The sequence below is a fragment of the Ruegeria sp. BF10 genome (assembly GCF_056538725.1).
The window spans coordinates 299,295-316,741 of record NZ_JBQFTR010000003.1 but is presented as its reverse complement, the minus strand read 5'-3'; the positions used below and the strand labels follow the sequence as shown (position 1 = coordinate 316,741).

The 17,447-nt window shown below is 61.0% G+C and carries 15 protein-coding genes; 8 read left to right on the top strand and 7 right to left on the bottom strand.

What is annotated here, in order from left to right:
- Nucleotides 1–5 precede the first annotated feature (5 nt).
- Complete coding sequence (locus ACR0DJ_RS14555) at nt 6–605, top strand: ferric reductase-like transmembrane domain-containing protein (protein WP_480685401.1); 600 nt, start codon at nt 6–8, stop codon at nt 603–605.
- Here ACR0DJ_RS14555 and argF read toward each other — a convergent pair.
- Both argF and ACR0DJ_RS14545 read right to left on the bottom strand, forming a co-directional pair.
- Nucleotides 602–1,528 carry an ornithine carbamoyltransferase gene (gene argF / locus ACR0DJ_RS14550; protein ID WP_257600254.1) on the bottom strand — a complete coding sequence of 309 codons (927 nt, stop codon included), beginning with the start codon at nt 1,526–1,528 and terminating at the stop codon, nt 602–604. The genes ACR0DJ_RS14555 and argF overlap by 4 nt on opposite strands.
- Before the next feature lie 76 nt (nt 1,529–1,604).
- Nucleotides 1,605–2,792, bottom strand: coding sequence for an acetylornithine transaminase (locus tag ACR0DJ_RS14545; protein ID WP_480685399.1), 1,188 nt, complete (start codon nt 2,790–2,792; stop codon nt 1,605–1,607).
- 273 nt (nt 2,793–3,065) lie between these two features.
- Here ACR0DJ_RS14545 and ACR0DJ_RS14540 point away from each other — a divergent pair, with 273 nt between their 5' ends.
- Nucleotides 3,066–3,950: a DMT family transporter gene (locus ACR0DJ_RS14540; RefSeq protein ID WP_480685473.1), complete on the top strand. Its 885-nt coding sequence runs from the start codon at nt 3,066–3,068 to the stop codon at nt 3,948–3,950.
- A 75-nt stretch (nt 3,951–4,025) separates the two neighbouring features.
- On the opposite strand, the gene ACR0DJ_RS14535 is transcribed toward ACR0DJ_RS14540, so the two are convergent.
- Nucleotides 4,026–4,829: an ABC transporter permease gene (locus ACR0DJ_RS14535; protein ID WP_170345040.1), complete on the bottom strand. Its 804-nt coding sequence runs from the start codon at nt 4,827–4,829 to the stop codon at nt 4,026–4,028.
- Between the two features lie 126 nt (nt 4,830–4,955).
- Between ACR0DJ_RS14535 and ACR0DJ_RS14530 the strand changes: the two genes are divergently transcribed.
- Both ACR0DJ_RS14530 and ACR0DJ_RS14525 read left to right on the top strand, forming a co-directional pair.
- Nucleotides 4,956–5,531, top strand: a complete 576-nt coding sequence (locus ACR0DJ_RS14530) for a GcrA family cell cycle regulator (protein ID WP_480685398.1) — start codon at nt 4,956–4,958, stop codon at nt 5,529–5,531.
- A 9-nt stretch (nt 5,532–5,540) separates the two neighbouring features.
- The gene (locus ACR0DJ_RS14525) at nt 5,541–6,395 is read left to right on the top strand and encodes a hypothetical protein (protein WP_480685396.1); all 855 of its coding nucleotides are present in this window, start codon (nt 5,541–5,543) and stop codon (nt 6,393–6,395) included.
- Nucleotides 6,396–6,398: 3 nt separating this feature from the next.
- Here the strand turns inward: ACR0DJ_RS14525 and ACR0DJ_RS14520 are convergent, their stop codons facing one another.
- Complete coding sequence (locus ACR0DJ_RS14520) at nt 6,399–7,475, bottom strand: DUF2235 domain-containing protein (RefSeq protein ID WP_170345037.1); 1,077 nt, start codon at nt 7,473–7,475, stop codon at nt 6,399–6,401.
- A complete protein-coding gene (locus ACR0DJ_RS14515) occupies nt 7,453–9,744 on the bottom strand; it encodes a xanthine dehydrogenase family protein molybdopterin-binding subunit (protein WP_480685395.1) in 2,292 nt (763 codons plus the stop codon). Before ACR0DJ_RS14515 ends, ACR0DJ_RS14520 begins: the two co-directional genes overlap by 23 nt.
- 113 nt (nt 9,745–9,857) lie before the next feature.
- Between ACR0DJ_RS14515 and ACR0DJ_RS14510 the strand changes: the two genes are divergently transcribed.
- The 4 genes from ACR0DJ_RS14510 to ACR0DJ_RS14495 all read left to right on the top strand — a co-directional run bounded on the left by ACR0DJ_RS14510 (nt 9,858) and on the right by ACR0DJ_RS14495 (nt 15,501).
- Entirely contained in the window at nt 9,858–10,586 is a 729-nt protein-coding gene (locus tag ACR0DJ_RS14510; protein WP_480685394.1) for a dienelactone hydrolase family protein, read from the top strand.
- 79 nt (nt 10,587–10,665) lie between these two features.
- Complete coding sequence (locus ACR0DJ_RS14505; RefSeq protein WP_480685393.1) at nt 10,666–13,827, top strand: valine--tRNA ligase; 3,162 nt, start codon at nt 10,666–10,668, stop codon at nt 13,825–13,827.
- Between the two features lie 138 nt (nt 13,828–13,965).
- Entirely contained in the window at nt 13,966–15,129 is a 1,164-nt protein-coding gene (locus ACR0DJ_RS14500; protein WP_480685392.1) for a benzoate/H(+) symporter BenE family transporter, read from the top strand.
- 39 nt (nt 15,130–15,168) lie between these two features.
- Complete coding sequence (locus ACR0DJ_RS14495; protein ID WP_257600246.1) at nt 15,169–15,501, top strand: DnaJ family domain-containing protein; 333 nt, start codon at nt 15,169–15,171, stop codon at nt 15,499–15,501.
- On the opposite strand, the gene ACR0DJ_RS14490 is transcribed toward ACR0DJ_RS14495, so the two are convergent.
- On the bottom strand, nt 15,502–16,284 hold the full coding sequence (locus tag ACR0DJ_RS14490) for a crotonase/enoyl-CoA hydratase family protein (RefSeq protein ID WP_257600245.1): 783 nt from the start codon (nt 16,282–16,284) through the stop codon (nt 15,502–15,504). It abuts the gene before it with no gap.
- A gap of 66 nt (nt 16,285–16,350) precedes the next feature.
- The gene (locus ACR0DJ_RS14485) at nt 16,351–17,421 is read right to left on the bottom strand and encodes an SMP-30/gluconolactonase/LRE family protein (RefSeq protein WP_480685391.1); all 1,071 of its coding nucleotides are present in this window, start codon (nt 17,419–17,421) and stop codon (nt 16,351–16,353) included.
- Nucleotides 17,422–17,447: the final 26 nt, after the last annotated feature.

Genomic DNA, 17,447 nt, shown 5'->3' with positions numbered 1-17,447 from the left:
TCCCGGTGATCCCAACCGGTGTCATCTCGGCGACACTGATCGCCGCCCTTGCCGTTCCGCTGATCGCTGCGGCAGGCAGCCCCTACCTTGCATGGCGCGATCCTGCCTATATCCTCGGCGGGTTTGCCGGGATTCTGAGCCTGGATCTGCTGTTGCTGCAACCGCTTCTGGCCGGGAGATACCTTCCGGGATTGTCGGTAATGATGAGCCGCCACCTTCACCGCTGGATCGGCCTGTCCCTGGTGCTGGCGATCGTGGTCCATGTCGCGGGATTGTGGCTTACCAGCCCGCCGGATGTGGTGGATGCATTGTTGTTCGCCTCTCCGACACCGTTCTCGGCCTGGGGCGTCATTGCCATGTGGACAGCTTTCGGGGCGGCCCTGATGGGTGTCTTCCGCCAGCACCTGCGCCTGCGATTTCGTCTTTGGCGGCTGAGCCACACCGTGCTGGCCGGGGTGACGATTGTCGGCAGCGTTGTTCACGCCATGCTGATCGAGGGCACGATGGAGATCATGACCAAAACGGCGCTTTGCACACTGGTCCTGCTGGCGAGCGCAAGCGCACTCGCCAAGCTGAAGGTGTGGGAGATCCGTCGGCGCCCTTAAACGCCCAGGCACCAGCGCATGACCGCCTTCTGCGCGTGCAGGCGGTTTTCGGCCTCATCGAAAATGACCGAGTTCGGTCCGTCCATAACCTCGGAGGTCGCTTCTTCCTCGCGGTGGGCCGGCAGGCAATGCATGAACAGCGCATCCGGTTTGGCATGCGACATGAGTTCAGCGTTGACCTGATAGGGACGCAGCATGTTGTGGCGGCGTTCCTTGGCCGACTGGGAATCATGCATCGAAACCCAGGTGTCTGCGACGACGAGGTCGGCGCCTTCCACCGCTTTGTGCGGATCTCTTTCGATCACGATTTTCGACCCTTTCTGGCGGGCAAACCCTATGAACTCTTCTTCCGGGTCAAGCTGAGCGGGACCGGTGAAGGTCAGATCGAAGCCGAATTGACCGGCGGCGTGCAGGAAGGAGGCGCAGACATTGTTGCCGTCGCCGGTCCAGACCACCTTTTTGCCGGCGATGGGGCCGCGGTGTTCCTCGAATGTCAGAACATCAGCCATGATCTGGCAAGGATGGGTGCGGTCGGTCAGGCCGTTGATCACCGGCACGTCCGAATATTCGGCCATTTCAGTCAGGATGGTTTCATCAAAGGTGCGGATCATGATCATGTCGACATAGCGCGACAGCACGCGGGCGGTGTCGGCGATGGTTTCTCCGTGACCCAACTGCATGTCCTTGCCGGACAGCACCATGGTTTGCCCGCCCATCTGGCGCACGCCCACATCGAAAGACACGCGCGTCCGCGTCGACGGCTTTTCGAAGATCAGCGCGACCATGCGGCCCGCCAGCGGCTGTTCGTCGTCGGGCGCGGCCTTGGGGCGGCCCAACCGGGCCTGTTTCATCGCTCCGGCCTGGTCGATCATGGACCGCAGCGCGGCGGCGTCGGTTTTGTGGATGTCGAGAAAATGATTCATGTCGGTTCGTTTCCTGGCTGTCGGTTGCCGGGGGCGCTGCCCCCGCACCCCCGGAGTATTTGGGAAAAGATGAAGATCAGGCGGTTTGGAGTTGGGTCTCGATCTGCTGGGCGGCCTTGTCGAGACGGATCATGGCCTGAGCGATATCGTCCTCGGTCAGGGTCAGCGGCGGCAGCAGACGGATCACGTTGTCGGCGGCGGGAACGGTGATAACTTCGTTGTCATACCCTGCGTTGACCACGTCGATATTTGTCAGCTTGCATTTCAGGCCCAGCATCAGGCCCGATCCGCGGACCTCTTCGAACACGTCGGGATGATCGGCGACGAGGCCTTCGAGTTTCTGGCGCAAGAGGCCCGCCTTGCGGTTGACGCCTTCGAGAAAGGCCGGGGTTGCGACCTGGTCGATCACCGCGCAGCCCACCGCGCAGCCCAGCGGGTTGCCACCATATGTCGAGCCGTGGGTGCCTGCGGTCATACCGGATGCCGCGTCCTCGGTCGCCAGCACCGCCCCCAGCGGGAAGCCCCCGCCGATGCCCTTGGCGACCATCATGATATCAGGGGTGATCCCTGCCCACTCATGCGCGAACAGCTTGCCGGTGCGGCCAACGCCGCATTGGACTTCATCAAGGATCAGAAGCAGCCCGTTGTCGTCGCAGATCTGACGCAGGGCCTTGAGTTCGGCGTCGGGGACCGGGCGGATGCCGCCCTCGCCTTGGATGGGCTCGATCAGGATCGCGGCGGTCTCATCGGTGATGGCGTTGGTGACGCCATCGAGGTCTCCGAATGCCAGGTGGACAAAGCCGGGCAGCAGCGGGCCGAAGCCCTTGGTCATTTTCTCGGACCCGGCAGCAGCGATACCGGCTGATGACCGGCCGTGGAAGGAACCGTCGAAGGTGATGATCTCAACCCGCTCGGGCTGACCTTTGTCATAGAAATACTTGCGGGCCATTTTCACGGCCAGTTCGCAGGATTCCGTGCCGGAGTTCGTGAAGAAAACCGTATCGGCAAAACTGTGTTCCACCAGCTTGTCAGCCAACGCCTGTTGCTGAGGAATGTTGTACAGGTTCGAAACATGCCACAGCGCATGGGCCTGGTCAGTCAGCGCGGCCACCAAGGCCGGATGGGCGTGGCCCAGCGCATTCACCGCGATCCCTGCGCCGAGGTCCAGAAAACGTCGGCCATCCGCCTCGGTCAGCCAGGCGCCTTCGCCCTTCACGAATGTCAGGGGCGCACGGTTGTAGGTCGGCAGAACGGACGGGATCATGGGATCATCCTTTTCAGGTAGTATGAGCCTCGTGAGTGATACACGAAGGCCCGGTTCGTCAACAATTTTGGTGAGGTCTGTGCCGATTTGCCGGGCACACGAGATCAAACAGGCCGGTTACGCAAAGATGCGTCGGCGTCGGAGCAGTTGGATATGCACATGTTTGATCATGGCCGCCCGTATAGCGATGCTTGCGCAGGTTGGGAAGCCGGTATTTTGAAACGATCCAATTTTGCCCTTGCCAACGCCCGCGCAACCGCGCACCGCTTGGCCATGTTCAAACCCAAACACCATAATCCACCGCTTGCGGCCGCGCTTATCTTTGTCGCCACCGCCTTTATCGCGGCTACGACGCTGCTGGCCAAGGCGCTGGGGACGGATGCGTTGGGCCCGCCCTTGCACGCCATGCAGATCAGTCACGGGCGGTTTCTGTTTGCCCTGCTGGCGATCCTGCTGGCGGTCGCAATTCTGCGGCCCCGGCTGGTGCGGCCCCATTGGGGGCTTCACGTCGGGCGGACCAGTTTCGGCTGGGCGGGGGTGACATTGATGTTCGCCTCGGTTGCCTTCATTCCGATGGCGGATGCGACAGCGATATCCTTTCTGAACCCTGTCTTTGGTATGGTGCTGGCCATTCCGCTGCTGCAAGAGCGGGTCGGTCCGTGGCGCTGGCTGGCGGCGGCTGTTGCCTTGACGGGCGCACTGATCCTGCTGCGTCCGACCCCCGCCAGTTTTCAGCCCGCTGCCCTTCTGGCGCTGGCGGCGGCTGCGCTGATCGGGATGGAGCTGATTTTCATCAAGAAACTTTCCGGGCGCGAGCCACCGATGCAGATCCTGCTGATCAACAACGCGATGGGGCTGGTGATCGCCACGATAGCCGTCAGCTTCGTCTTTCAGATGCCGACCCCGCAGCAATGGGCAGCATTGGTGGGGATCGGCGTTCTGATGGCCTGCGCGCAGGCCTGTTTCGTCAACGGCATGGCGCGGGCGGACGCATCTTTTGTGGCCCCGATCAGCTATGCCACGCTGATCTTTGCCGCCCTTTACGACTTTGCGGTCTTTGATGTGATCCCCGACTGGATCAGTCTGGTCGGGTCCGCAACCATCCTGGCCGGCGGGCTGATCCTGGTCTGGCGAGAAGCCGTGAAACGCCGCGCCTGAGAGCCTGCCCAGCACGACGGGAACGGGTGCGCCTGCATTCCGGCCCTTGCAACCGGCCGCGATGGCCGGGCCTCCTTAAGCCTTGAGGCGATATCCGGTGCGCAGCATCAGCCAGGTGATGGCTCCGATCACGAGTGTCGCAAACGTACAGACCGCCATTCCCAGCCACGGAGAGCTGTCGGACACCCCGATCATGCCATACCGCAAGCCATCGATCAGATAGAACACCGGGTTCAGATGGGTCAGGCGGTTCAGCAAGGGCGGCAATGCCTCGACCGAGTAGAACGTGCCCGACAGGAAGGCCAGCGGCGTGACGATAAAGTTGGTGATCGCGGCCATCTGGTCGAATTTGTTGGCAAAGATACCCGCAAACAGACCCAAGGCGCCCATGAACGCGCCGCCCAGAACGACAAAGGTCAGCGCGATCAACGGGTGCTGAGGCGCGATGGAGAGCAAGACCAGGAACGCAATCGAGATCACCAGTGCAATCATCACGCCGCGGGCAATGCCACCCGCGAGATAGCCCAGCAGAATCTCGAGCGGTGATAGCGGTGGCATCAAGGTATCAACGATGTTGCCTTGCACCTTGGCGATCACCATCGAGGACGAGGTATTGGCAAAGGCGTTCTGGATCACCGTCATCATCATGATCCCCGGTGCCAGAAACATCACGAACGGCACGCCCATGACATCTGGCCGGCTGGGTCCGATGGCGATGGTGAAGATCAACAGGAACAACCCCGCCGTAACCAGAGGTGCAAGAACCGTCTGGGTCCAGACGGCCAGAAAGCGCAGGGTTTCGCGCTGCGCCAGCGTGTACAGGCCCATCCAGTTGACTGCTCCGAAGCGACGCGCGGTCTGATCTGCGGGATTCTGCATGTTTTGCCCTCAAACTGATTCGAAGACAGCTTGTAACTCGGGCAGCAGTGTTTAGAATAGGGGGCTGAGACGAATTCCCAAGGCGGCCCGAATCCGGGGCCGCTTTCCGCTTTTGAAAGGCTAACGATGTCCTGGACAGACGAGCGCGTAGAACTGCTGAAGAAGATGTGGGGCGAAGGCCAGTCGGCCAGCCAGATTGCCAAGGAACTGGGTGGCGTGACCCGCAATGCGGTGATCGGCAAGGTGCACCGCCTGGGCCTGTCCAACCGGACGGCAGGCGCATCCCCGGCCAAGGCGGAACCGAAAGAAAAACCGGCGCCCGCCCCCAAGGCCGAGGCCAAACCCAAACCTGCGCCCAAGACCGAACCGGCGCGACCGGCCCCTGCCTCGCCCGCCGAGGCGAAACCGGTCGTTCCGGCCCGCCGTCAGATCATCCCTGCCGGTCAGCCGCTGCCACCGCAGCCGTCGGCCAATGAGATCAGCCCCGAAGCGCTGGCCAAGGTCAACGAGATCGAGAAAAAGGCCAAGAAGCTGACTCTGATGGAATTGACCGAGAAAACCTGCAAGTGGCCCGTGGGCGACCCCGCGACCGAGGATTTCTGGTTCTGCGGCCTTCCGGTTGAGGCAGGCAAGCCCTATTGCGAGGCGCATGTGGGCGTGGCCTTCCAGCCGATGAGCTCGCGCAGGGATCGTCGGCGTTAGAATTCAGCTATGAACGCTGCTTTCAGCGGCGTGACATTTTCTTCTTTCTTGGCTGCCCACCCGTCGCAAGATGAGTGGGCAGTATTTTTTGAACCAAGAGATTTGGTCATTCAGCCCGCCATGAAATACAAGATCCTGTTCTGCGCCTACAGTGTGCTAATTTTCGCGGCGTACATCGAGCCATTTGACCCATCGATATTCGAGCCGAATGGGCGCGGAAAAACCCTGCCTTTGTTTTTTCAGGCCACATACTTGTACTCATGGCTTGCGCCCGCCATTCCTGCATTCATTGGTGGCTTTGTGCTATTGGGATTGCCTTCAGTCCCACGATCTCTCGCCAGATGTATCGCCGTTTTTTCAATCGTTTCCGGCTTGTTTCTGACGTTATTTGGGATGGTGCCATCGCTTGGTTCTGACACTCAGATTCTGCACGGTGTCACCCTGACGATAGCCGTCGCCGCAAGCTTTCTCATTTGGTCGGGATCGGGTGGGCAACCACAGCCCTCTCGGGCGGCAAAGATTGGTATTTCAATCGGGACAATCGCCGCGCTCTGGTCGTTGTTGACAGTTCCGATAATCCTTGTTCAGGCGCGTTTCATTGCGGATGGCGCGCCCTATTGCATCGCCGAACATTCGAAAAACGCGCCAATCGAGGCAGTACGCGATTTACGGGGTTTCTCATTCTACACGACTGCGACGGGAGACAAATCCACGTCAAAATGGTACTTTCACGGGCTGATGTTAGTAGATCATCCCGATGGGCAACGGGTTTATAACTGGTCTCCAGGAAGATGGCGTTTCGATCCGGTTGAGCGCCCGGATGCAATGATCGAGCCGGTCAGAAATGTCTGCGCCCCAAGCTGACCCCTACTGCGCCGGATGCGATGGTAAATTCGGCATCGCCACCCATCCGGGCAGTTCGTCCGGCGAAACGGAAACATGCAGGCGTTCTGACGGGTCCTGCCCGACCTTGCGGTGCTTTCGCAGCAGGAAAATCTTGCCCCAGCCGCGCCATGTGCCAACCGACGGCGCATGGGGATCAATGGGAAACCGATCGCGCCAGCCGTCGGGCAAGGGCAGACCGTGCAATTCCGCCTTGTCCAGCATCCAGATCAGGGAAATGTTGCTCAGCGGCCGCGCCTCTTCGTAGCCGTTCAATTGGCCACCTATGTCGCCGTGGGTTCCGCGAAACCAGACCTGTTCCACATGACCCTTGAACTCGGGCGTGCAAGTCCACAGAACTGGTTCGAACACTTCGCGCGTCTCATCCAGCGCCATGGCGTGATACCCATGACGGGTGGCCGGGCCCAGCTCATGGTTGTGAAAGGCGTGCTTATCCTCGGCCCAGCGCCACAGCAGCGGCAGACGCAATCCCAGCGCCTTGACCGTGTCCCAGACGCCGATCATCTCGATCTCGACCCCTTCGTGGCAGAAACGTCGGCGGAATTCGCTGGCGGCGATGCCGTCTGGATTGCATTCATAGTGGCGGTACGCTTGCAGTATGTTTCGTTCGGTGGCGTGTTCCGCCTTGAGCAGGCCGATCATGTCGATCACGCCGGCCAGACTGCGCACGCCATAGGCACCGCGCGAATAACCGATGAAAAAGATCTTGTCGCCCGGCTTGTAGCGGGACGCCAAATACCCATAGGCGCGGCGGATCTGGCGGTTGATGCCCCGGCCCATCATCACGTCCAGCGAGGACTTCCAGCTTTCCCACTGCACCCCTGCCTCGTAGAACACCGAAACCTTGCTGCCCATCTCACAGCACAGGCGAAATGTCTGACCGGCATGAGTTTCAAATCCGGGCTCGAGTGTGGACATGGTGCCATCAAGGATGATGACATGGCTGATCGGTTCGCGGTGCCGCGTCTCGGCGGAATGCTCGGACCGCAAAGGCCGCCCGAGCCATCCCAGAACCTTTCTACTCAGCCGCGACAGATTCATGCGTCAGCAATTCCCATACTCTTTGAGGTGTGAAAGGCATGTCCGCCTGCCGCACCCCGTGATCCCAGAGCGCATCCTGAACCGCGTTTGCCACAGCGGCCAGCGCGCCCACGGTGCCAGCCTCGCCACACCCTTTCATCCCCATCGGGTTTGAAGTTGACGGGACCGGCGCCGTGGTAAACTTAATCATGGGTATGTCGGTTGCACGGGGCAAGGCGTAATCCATAAACGAAGCCGTGAGCAGTTGCCCATGTGCATCGTGCACGACATGTTCGGTCAGGGCCTGCCCGATTCCCTGCACCACCCCGCCATGCACCTGCCCTTCGGCCAGCATCGGATTGATAAGATTGCCAAAATCGTCAACCACGGTGTAGCGGTCCACCCAGGTTTCGCCGGTGTAGGAATCGATCACGACTTCGGCAACATGCGCGCCGTTCGGGTAGCTGCGCGCATCCAGGTTGGCGCGGGCCTCATGTTGCAGCAGATCCGTTCGACCATCGGCACGCGCCATCTCGGCGGCTTCGGTCAGGGTCGGCGTCAGGTTGGAGCCCGGCGCGCGGAATGTCTCGTGGTCAAAACTCACATCACTTTCCTCGACCCCCATCTTATCGGCAAGATAGGGCGTGAATGCGGCGATCATTTTGTCAATCGTGACCAGGGTGGCGGTGCTTTGCACAGTGACCGAGCGGGACCCGCCAGTGCCGCCGCCATGGGCAAGCCGGTCGGTATCGCCCTGTATGACGGTGATCTTGTCCATGGGGATCCCCGTCTGATCCGACAGGAACTGGGCGTACACCGTCTCATGCCCCTGCCCGTTCGATTGTGTGCCGACGTAAAGATTCACCGTGCCATCCTCGCAAAACGCGACCTTCGCGTTTTCGGAAGGGTCCCCCAAAATGCTTTCGATATAGTAACAGAGACCCTGCCCCCGGATCAGCCCGCGCTCGGCATCCGCGGCCTTGCGGGCCTCGAACCCGGTAGTCTGGTCAGCCGCACGGGTGAGCACCATGTCGAAATCACCGACATCAAACGTCTCGCCGGTGGAGGAGGTGTAGGGGAAATCGCCGGGACGGATGAAATTCCTGCGCCGCAGCTCCCACGGGTCGACGCCCAGTTCACGCGCGGCGCGATCCATCGCGCGTTCAAGCACGTAAATCGCCTCGGGCCGACCTGCACCGCGATATGCGTCGACCTGCGTCGTGTTCGTATAGAAGCCTTCGACCCGCAGATAAGTGGTCTGGACGTCATAGACACCCATCAACACCTTGCTGAACAGGCTGGTCTGGATCGCCTGACCGAAGTGGCTGTTGTATGCGCCAAGGTTCACCTTGCTGTGGACGCGATAGGCGGTGATCTTGTGATCGGCGTCAAAGGCCAGCTCGGCCAGCGAGGTCAGATCGCGGCCATGATGGTCGGACAGCATCGCCTCGGACCGGTCGGACATCCAGTGTACCGGCCGACCCAGCTTCATCGCCGCCACGGAGACGCAGAAATATTCAGGGTATGGCATCACTTTCATACCGAACCCGCCACCGACATCCGGGGTCGTGACGCGTATGTCTTCCGCATCCAGTTTCAGCTTTTGTGCCAGTTGGGCCTTCATCGCCCAGACGCCCTGACCTCCGTAAGAGAAATGCAGACGCCCGTCAGACCAATCGGCCTGGCAGCCACGCGGTTCAAGCGAACTGATGATGACCCTGTTGTCGACGACGTTCAGCGACACGGTATGAGCGGCGGCCTGAAAGGCAGCCTCGGTCGCGGTTTCGTCGCCCAATCCCCAATCAAAAGCACGGTTCTCGGGCGCTTCCGCGTGCAGGGTCTCGCCCCCTGCATCGACGTCCAGTTTGGCCGGGCGTTCTTCTGTATCCATCCAGATCAACTCGACCGCGTCCTGCGCCTGCGTCAGCGTATCCGCAATGACAACCGCCACCGGCTCGCCCACGAAACGCACGCGATCCTTGGCCAGCATGTGCCGGTCCGGCGCAGCCGCCTTGGACCCATCGCGGTTTTGCAGGACGGCCGCATTCAGCACCGTGTCGATGCCTGATGCGGCCAGGTCCTCCAGCGTCATGACCAGCCGAACGCCGTCGGCATTCCGCGCGGCCTCGACATCCAGAGACGTGATGTCACCATGCGCCACCGGGCTGCGGAAGAATGCGGCAAACAAAGCGTTCCCGGGCACCGCATCATCCATGTAACGCCCCTGCCCGGTCAGGAACCGTTGATCCTCGGTCCGTTTCACCGGCTGGCTTCTGCCGAACTTTTCCATGGGTGGCCCTCCTGCGCGATCTCAGAGGCGAGCCTAGCCCGCGACCCGGCGATGTCCAGCGGGGTTCACTGAAATTCGCTTGCGCGCAAAGGATGTTCGGATAGCCTTGGGCCATGAGCTGGGCGCATGATACCGTTTTTCCCTTCTCTGCCCCGATGACCAGCGGGCAGACGACCACACATGACGTTTATGTCGGCGGTGAAGGCCCACCGATCCTGATCCTTCAGGAACTGCCAGGGATCGGGCCAGAAACGCTGGCGTTGTCCGCAAAGCTCAATGCATCCGGCTTTCGCGTCTACCTGCCTCATTTGTTTGGAACCTATGGCAGGGTTGAAATGGCAAAGAACATGGCCCGGTTGTTCTGCGTACGGCGCGAGTTCAGCATTTTCGCCCGCGGCAGGCAGAGCCCCATTGCAGGATGGATGCGCGCCCTGACCCGTGAAATCAAGCAGCGCGAAAACAGCGCCGGTGTGGGCGTCATCGGCATGTGCCTGACCGGCAGTTTCGCCCTTACCCTCATGGCCGAAGACGCCGTTCTGGGCGGGGTAGCCAGCCAACCTGCGCTGCCGATCCTCGGGGGCCGCGATCTGCACATGAGCGCTGAAGACATCGGCGCGGCCTCTGCGGGTATGGTCGCGAAAGGCCCCGGCCTGGCGATGCGGTACTCCGAAGACAAGCTTGCACCAAAGAAGCTGATGCGGGCGCTTGAACAGGCGTTCGGCGATCTGCTGGAAACGGTCGAATATCCCGGCAAGGATCATTCGCTGTTGACGCTGGATTTCCACGAACCCGCTTATCAACGCGTTGACGCCTATTTCAAAGCACGCTTTGGCGTGGCTTAGGCGCACTAGGCCTTCCCCTTGCCGCGCGCATTCGCTATTGCAGGCGCTGACCCGAATTTGTTGACGCAGGACGCATCCCATGGCGATGGAAAAGACATTCAACGCGGCCGAGGCCGAGGCCCGCATTTATGAGGCCTGGGAACAGGCCGGAGCCTTCAAGGCAGGCGCGAACAAATCGCGCGACGAGAGCTTTTGCATCATGATCCCGCCGCCGAACGTGACCGGTGCGCTGCATGTGGGCCATGCGTTCAACAACACTCTACAGGACATCCTGATCCGCTGGCACCGGATGCGTGGCTTTGACACGTTGTGGCAGCCCGGGCAGGACCACGCCGGCATCGCAACCCAGATGCAGGTCGAGAAGATGCTGGCCGCCACCCAACAACCCAGCCGCAACGAATTGGGCCGCGAAAAGTTTCTGGAGAAAGTCTGGGAATGGAAAGGTGAATACGGCGGCACCATCATCGAGCAGCTGAAGCGCCTCGGCTCTTCCTGTGACTGGTCGCGCAACGCATTTACCATGGCCGGTGCGGCGGGCGATCCGCGCACGGGCCACGAAAACAGCCCCAACTTCCACGACGCGGTGATCAAGGTTTTTGTCGACATGTACGACAAAGGCCTGATCTACCGCGGCAAGCGGCTGGTCAACTGGGACCCGCATTTCGAAACCGCAATCTCGGACCTCGAGGTCGAGAATATCGAAGTCGCCGGCCATATGTGGCACTTCAAATACCCTTTGGCAGGCGGTGAGACATATGAGTATTTGGAAAAAGATGAAGATGGGAATGTGATCTTCCGCGAGGAGCGTGATTATATTTCGATCGCCACGACCCGCCCCGAAACCATGCTGGGCGACGGCGCGGTTGCGGTGCACCCCACGGACGAACGCTATGCGCCGATCGTCGGCAAGCTGTGCGAAATCCCGGTTGGTCCGAAAGAGCATCGCCGCCAGATCCCGATCATCACCGATGACTACCCCGATCCGAATTTCGGCTCGGGCGCGGTGAAGATCACCGGCGCGCATGACTTCAACGACAACATGGTCGCCAAACGCGGCGGTATTCCGATGTATCGCCTGATGGACACCAAGGGCGCGATGCGAGCCGATGGAGCCCCTTACGCAGACGAGGCAGGCAAGGCACAGGAATACGCGCGCGGCCGCGCCTTCACCGAGAACGAAATCGACGCGATCAATCTGGTGCCGGATCATCTGCGCGGCCTCGACCGGTTCGAAGCGCGGGCCAAGGTGGTGGAAGAGATCACGGCTGATGGTCTGGCCGTGATGACCCGCGCGGATGATCCGCGTCTGGGCTCGACCGCTTTGAAGCCGGATCAGGAAGGGGCCGACAAATTGGTGCCGCTGGTCGAGAGCAAACCGATCATGCAGCCCTTCGGCGACCGGTCGAAGGTGGTGATCGAGCCGATGTTCACCGATCAGTGGTTCGTGGATGCCGAAAAGGTCGTCGGCCCCGCGCTGGACGCGGTCAAGGACGGCACGGTCAAGATCATCCCCGAGTCGGGCGAGAAGACCTATTACCACTGGCTGGAAAATATCGAGCCCTGGTGCATCAGCCGCCAGCTGTGGTGGGGACATCAGATTCCTGTTTGGTATGGTCTCGATCTGTCCGCGGAAGACTTCATTGACGACGAGAATGATGGCGACCTTGATCTGGTTGAATTGGGCCGGTTGCTGAACGAAGGCGGCATGCTGCACCGTGGCAATGTCATGGAATGTGCCGCGAGCTTTGAGGCCGTTACCGAAAAGTTCCTTGACGACAATGCGGACATTCCCAGCCCTCTGAGCCACGCGACCGTGATCGAAGTCGCCGACAAGCAGGAGGCGATCCATCGGTTCGCCGAAAGCCTTGCGCAGTACGCCGTTGATCAGGATCCGACCAAGCTGGTCTATCCGGTTTGGCGCGACCCGGATGTGCTGGATACCTGGTTCTCCTCCGGCCTCTGGCCCATCGGCACGCTGGGCTGGCCCGAACAGACCGAGGAGTTGCAGCGCTACTTCCCCACCGATGTCCTGATCACCGGTTTTGACATCCTGTTCTTCTGGGTCGCCCGGATGATGATGATGCAATTGGCCGTGGTCGATCAGGTCCCGTTCCACACCGTCTATCTGCACCAGCTCGTCCGCGACGAGAAGGGCAAGAAGATGTCCAAGACCACCGGCAACGTCATCGATCCGCTGGAAATCGTGGACGAGTTCGGCGCCGACGCGCTGCGCTTTACCAACGCTTCGATGGCGGCCATCGGCGGTGTGTTGAAACTGTCGCGCGAACGTATCACCGGTTATCGCAACTTTGGCACCAAGCTGTGGAACGCCGTCCGCTTTGCCGAAATGAACGAGGTCTTCACCGACGCAGTGCCGCAACTGGACGGGGCTGACCTGAAGCCCAAAGCCGCCGTCAACCGCTGGATCATCGGCGAAACCGCCCGCGTGCGCGAAGAGGTCGATGCGGCGCTGGACAGCTATCGCTTCAACGATGCGGCCAACGGGCTCTATGCTTTCGTCTGGGGCAAGGTCTGTGACTGGTACGTGGAACTGTCCAAGCCACTGCTGCAAGGCGACGACGCCGAGGCCCAGGCCGAGACCCGCGCCACCATGCGCTGGGTTCTGGACCAGTGTATGGTCCTGCTGCACCCGATCATGCCCTTCATCACCGAGGAACTGTGGGGCCTGACGGGTAGCCGCGCCAAAATGCTGGTGCATGCCGACTGGCCAACCTATGCCGCCGCCGATCTGGTCGATGCCGACGCGGATCGCGAGATGAACTGGGTGATCTCGGTGATCGAGAACACCCGCTCGGCCCGCGCCCAGATGCGCGTTCCGGCTGGTCTTTATGTGCCGATGCTGGTGACCGAGATCGACGCCCACGGCCAGACCGCCTGGGACCGAAACGAGGCGCTGATAAAGCGGCTGGCGCGGATCGACAGCCTGACCAAAGCGGATGAACTGCCCAAGGGTACGATCTCGATTGCCGCCCCCGGAGCGTCCTTTGGCCTGCCGCTGGCGGATATCATCGACATCGGCGCGGAAAAGGAACGGTTGGAAAAGGCCAAGGGCAAGCTGGCCAAGGAACTGGGCGGCCTGCGCGGCCGTCTGAACAACCCGAAATTCGTGGCCTCGGCGCCCGCAGAGGTCGTGGAAGAGGCCAAGGCCAACCTCGCCGCCCGCGAAGAGGAAGAAGCGAAACTGAACGAGGCGCTTGCTCGACTGACCGAAATCGCCTGATCTTCATCTTTTTCCAAATACTCAAATCCAGAACCCCGCCGCGACCACAACGGCGGGGTTTTCTTGTGCGCGATGAGACCTTGCCCGACCCTACCCCCGCTTGTTAGCAATCAGCGAACACATAATTCCGAGGCCGTCATGACGCACAAAGCCCCACCGCTCCAGACAGTCTCGACCGGGCTGGTTGTGGCAATCGTCGGCTTCTTCAGCTCTTTCCCGATTGTATTGCAGGGATTGGCGGCGATGGGGGCATCCCCGGCGCAGGCGGCGTCCGGATTGATGATGGCGGCGATCGCCATGGGCCTGACTGCCATCGTGCTGAGCCTGTGGTACCGACAGCCGATCAGCGTGGCCTGGTCCACGCCGGGTGCGGCCCTGCTGGCGGTTTCCGCCACACCCGCATTGGGGTTTGCCGAAGCGACCGGCGCGTTCCTTTGCGCAGGGGCTTTGACTGTGTTGGCCGGGCTCTGGCGACCTTTGGGGCGGTTGGCTGCGGCGATACCGACGACCTTGGCGCAGGCCATGTTGGGGGGCGTGTTGCTGCCGCTCTGTATCGTGCCCTTTCAGGCGGCGGTCGAGATGCCATGGCAAGCCTTGCCTGTGATCCTGACATGGTTCATCGCCGGCCGGATCAACCGCCTGTTTGCCGTTCCGGCTGCGGTTGTTGCTGCGGCCGTCGTCGTGGTTCTGAACGCCGGGGACGCGTCCCTGACACCGACGAAATGGATCGCGGCTCCGGTCTGGACCACGCCCGGCTTCTCTGTGGCTTCGGTCATCGGGATTGCCGTGCCGCTGTTCATCGTCACGATGGCGACCCAGAACATCCCCGGAATCGCGGTGATCCGCAGCTTTGGCTATGCGCCGCAGACAGGCAAGCTGTTCTCGGCCGTAGGCATTTCCAGCATCTTGTCCTCTCCGTTCGGTGCCCCTGCCACCTGCCTTGCGGCGATCACCGCTGCGATGTGTTCCAACGAAGACAGCCATCCAGACCCCGAACAACGCTACTGGTCCGCGGTGATGGGTGGGGTATTCTATTGCCTGTTCGGGGTGTTCGCCGTGGCAATCACCGGGTTCGCAATTCATGCCGATCCACTGTTGATGGGCACGCTGACCGGTGTTGCGCTGATCGGGGTGATGGCCAATGCCACATCCGCCGCGCTGGAAGTTCCGGCCGAACGCGAAGCGGCCATCCTGACCTTTGCCATCACTGCATCAGGGATAACCGCGTTTGGACTCGGCGCGGCTGTCTGGGGTCTGTTGGCGGGTGGCACCGCCTATCTGGTTGCGCAACGCGTCAGATAGCCGGTTTCAACCTCCCTGCGGATCACGTATGATGGTGGCATGTTTGGTGCACTGGGAAAACTGGTCGAACGCCAGATCAAGAAAGCCCAGGCCGAGGGTCAGTTGCAGGGCCTCGAGGGCGAAGGCCAACCGCTGCCTGACCGGTCATCCGAGGCATTGAGCGATCCGGCCACCGCCGCCGGCCATCGGATCATGGCGCAGGCAGGCGTGTTGCCGGAAGAATTCGCCATCAAAAAGCAGCTCGACACAGAGCGACAGAACTATGCGACCCTGACGGACCCCGCCGAGCGTAAGGCCGCCATGGCTCGTATAGCCGATCTGGAGATGCGCTACAACATGGCCCGCGACGCGCGGCGGTCTTTCATGCGGTGATCATTTGAACACGGGCTTGCGGCCCTGCATCTGCGCCATGACAACTTCCATCTGGTCGGGCTTGCCGATCAATTCCACCTGCTCGGCCGATTCCGCCATCAGAACGTCTGCGCGTGACTGAGTTTCGGCGACTTCGATCAATCGCTTGGCGGCACGGATGGCCGAAGGGCTTTGGCCGGCGATATTTTCGGCGATGGCAAGCGCCTCGGTCAACGGGTCATCGGACAGCTGCGTGACAAGGCCCCAATCGGCCGCCTGCGGCGCACCGATCGGGCGGGCCGTATAGGTCAGCAGACGCAATACGTCTGACCGGACCAGACGAGGCAACAGAACCATACCACCCATGTCGGGGATGATGCCCCATTTCATCTCCATCACGGCCAGTTTCGCCTCGGGATGCGCGATACGGATATCCGCGCCCAGCGCGATTTGAAGGCCACCGCCATAGGCCACGCCCTGAATTGCGCAGATCACCGGAACCGGAACGCGACGCCAGATCAGGGCAAGTTCCTGCATTTCGTTGGCGTCTTCATGACTGCGGGTCATCAGCCATTCCGTTGGGTCCATATGGGCCATCTTGGCAAAGCTTGCCATGTCGAGCCCGGCGCAAAAGCTTTTGCCTTCACCAGACAAGACCACGGCACGGGCATCCGATGCGGCGACCTCTTGCCCGGCGGACAGAAGCGCCTTGATCATTGCATCATCCAGCGCATTCATCTTGTCGCCTCGGGTCAGAGTGACATGGGCAACGTGGTCTTGATAGGCAACGGATACGCGTGACATGGGGGACCTCCGGTATTTCAATTGCTGCAAACATGCCCGGACAGAGTGCGGAATACCACTGCGACGTCAGGGCATTTCGCCGACAGGCATTCGTCCGAACCACGGGGAATCGAGGGTCATGACATAGAACTGATCACCCACAATCTTGCCTCCGGTCGTGATGCCCAAGCGGCCTTGCGGGTCCTGTAGCGTGCGCAGGATCGTACCATCGCCGTCGAACTGCACCATCATGCCGCGATGGATTGGCGCGGGGCGTACTGCCGGACCCAACCGCCAGATTACCTTACGCAGGAACGGGTACGGCATCAGTGCCTCGGACGGGACACGCGGGCTGGCGAAGGCCATCCAATAGGTGCCGTCGCCCTGAGCCTCGAGGTTGTCGGGATAGCCGGGCAGGTTTTCCAGCAGGATCTCTTGTTGCCCTGCTTTTGGTCCGGTCAGCCACAGCTTGTGCACGCGCGCGCGACCTGTTTCCGCGATCAGCAGAAAATCCTCGTCAGGTGAAAGCGCGACACCGTTGGTATAGACAAACCCCTCGGCGATCTTCTGGGTGCTGCCATCGGGAGTGCGGCGCGCGACGTAACCTGTATCGGACTGTTCCCAGATGCTGAGGACAGAGGTCGGTTTGGTCCCGCCCATGGTTTCCGGGTCAAAGCGATCAGATGAATTCGAGAAGTAAATCGTGCCATCCTGCGCCACGTCCAACTGGTTGGCGTAGATCACCGGCGCGCCGTTGATGTCACTCACCACCCTGTCCAACGTGCCCGGACCGGTCCAGCGCATTACGCCGCGAAAGCTGTCGGCGATGTAAAGCGCGCCATCCGGTCCGGCCTTGAGGCCCAGCGGACGCCCGCCAAGCTGGTCAACTGTAACCGGATCCGCCCCGTCGATGCGGTAAAGGGTACCTGACAGACTGGTCGTGTAGACCGTTCCATCGGGCATGACGGCGATGTCTTCAGGGCCGATCTCTTCCCCCGGCAGGCGGATCAGTTGCGCTGCGTCCAGTGCTGTATTTTCAACGAAATCCCCAGTGAATCCGGCATCTTCCGGCATCTCGACGGCAACAGGCTCAACCGGGACGGGCCAGAATAGAAGATAGGCGAGGCCCAGGAGAATAACGGCTACGAAAATGCGCATCTGCGCTCCTTTTTCAAATCTCTTTT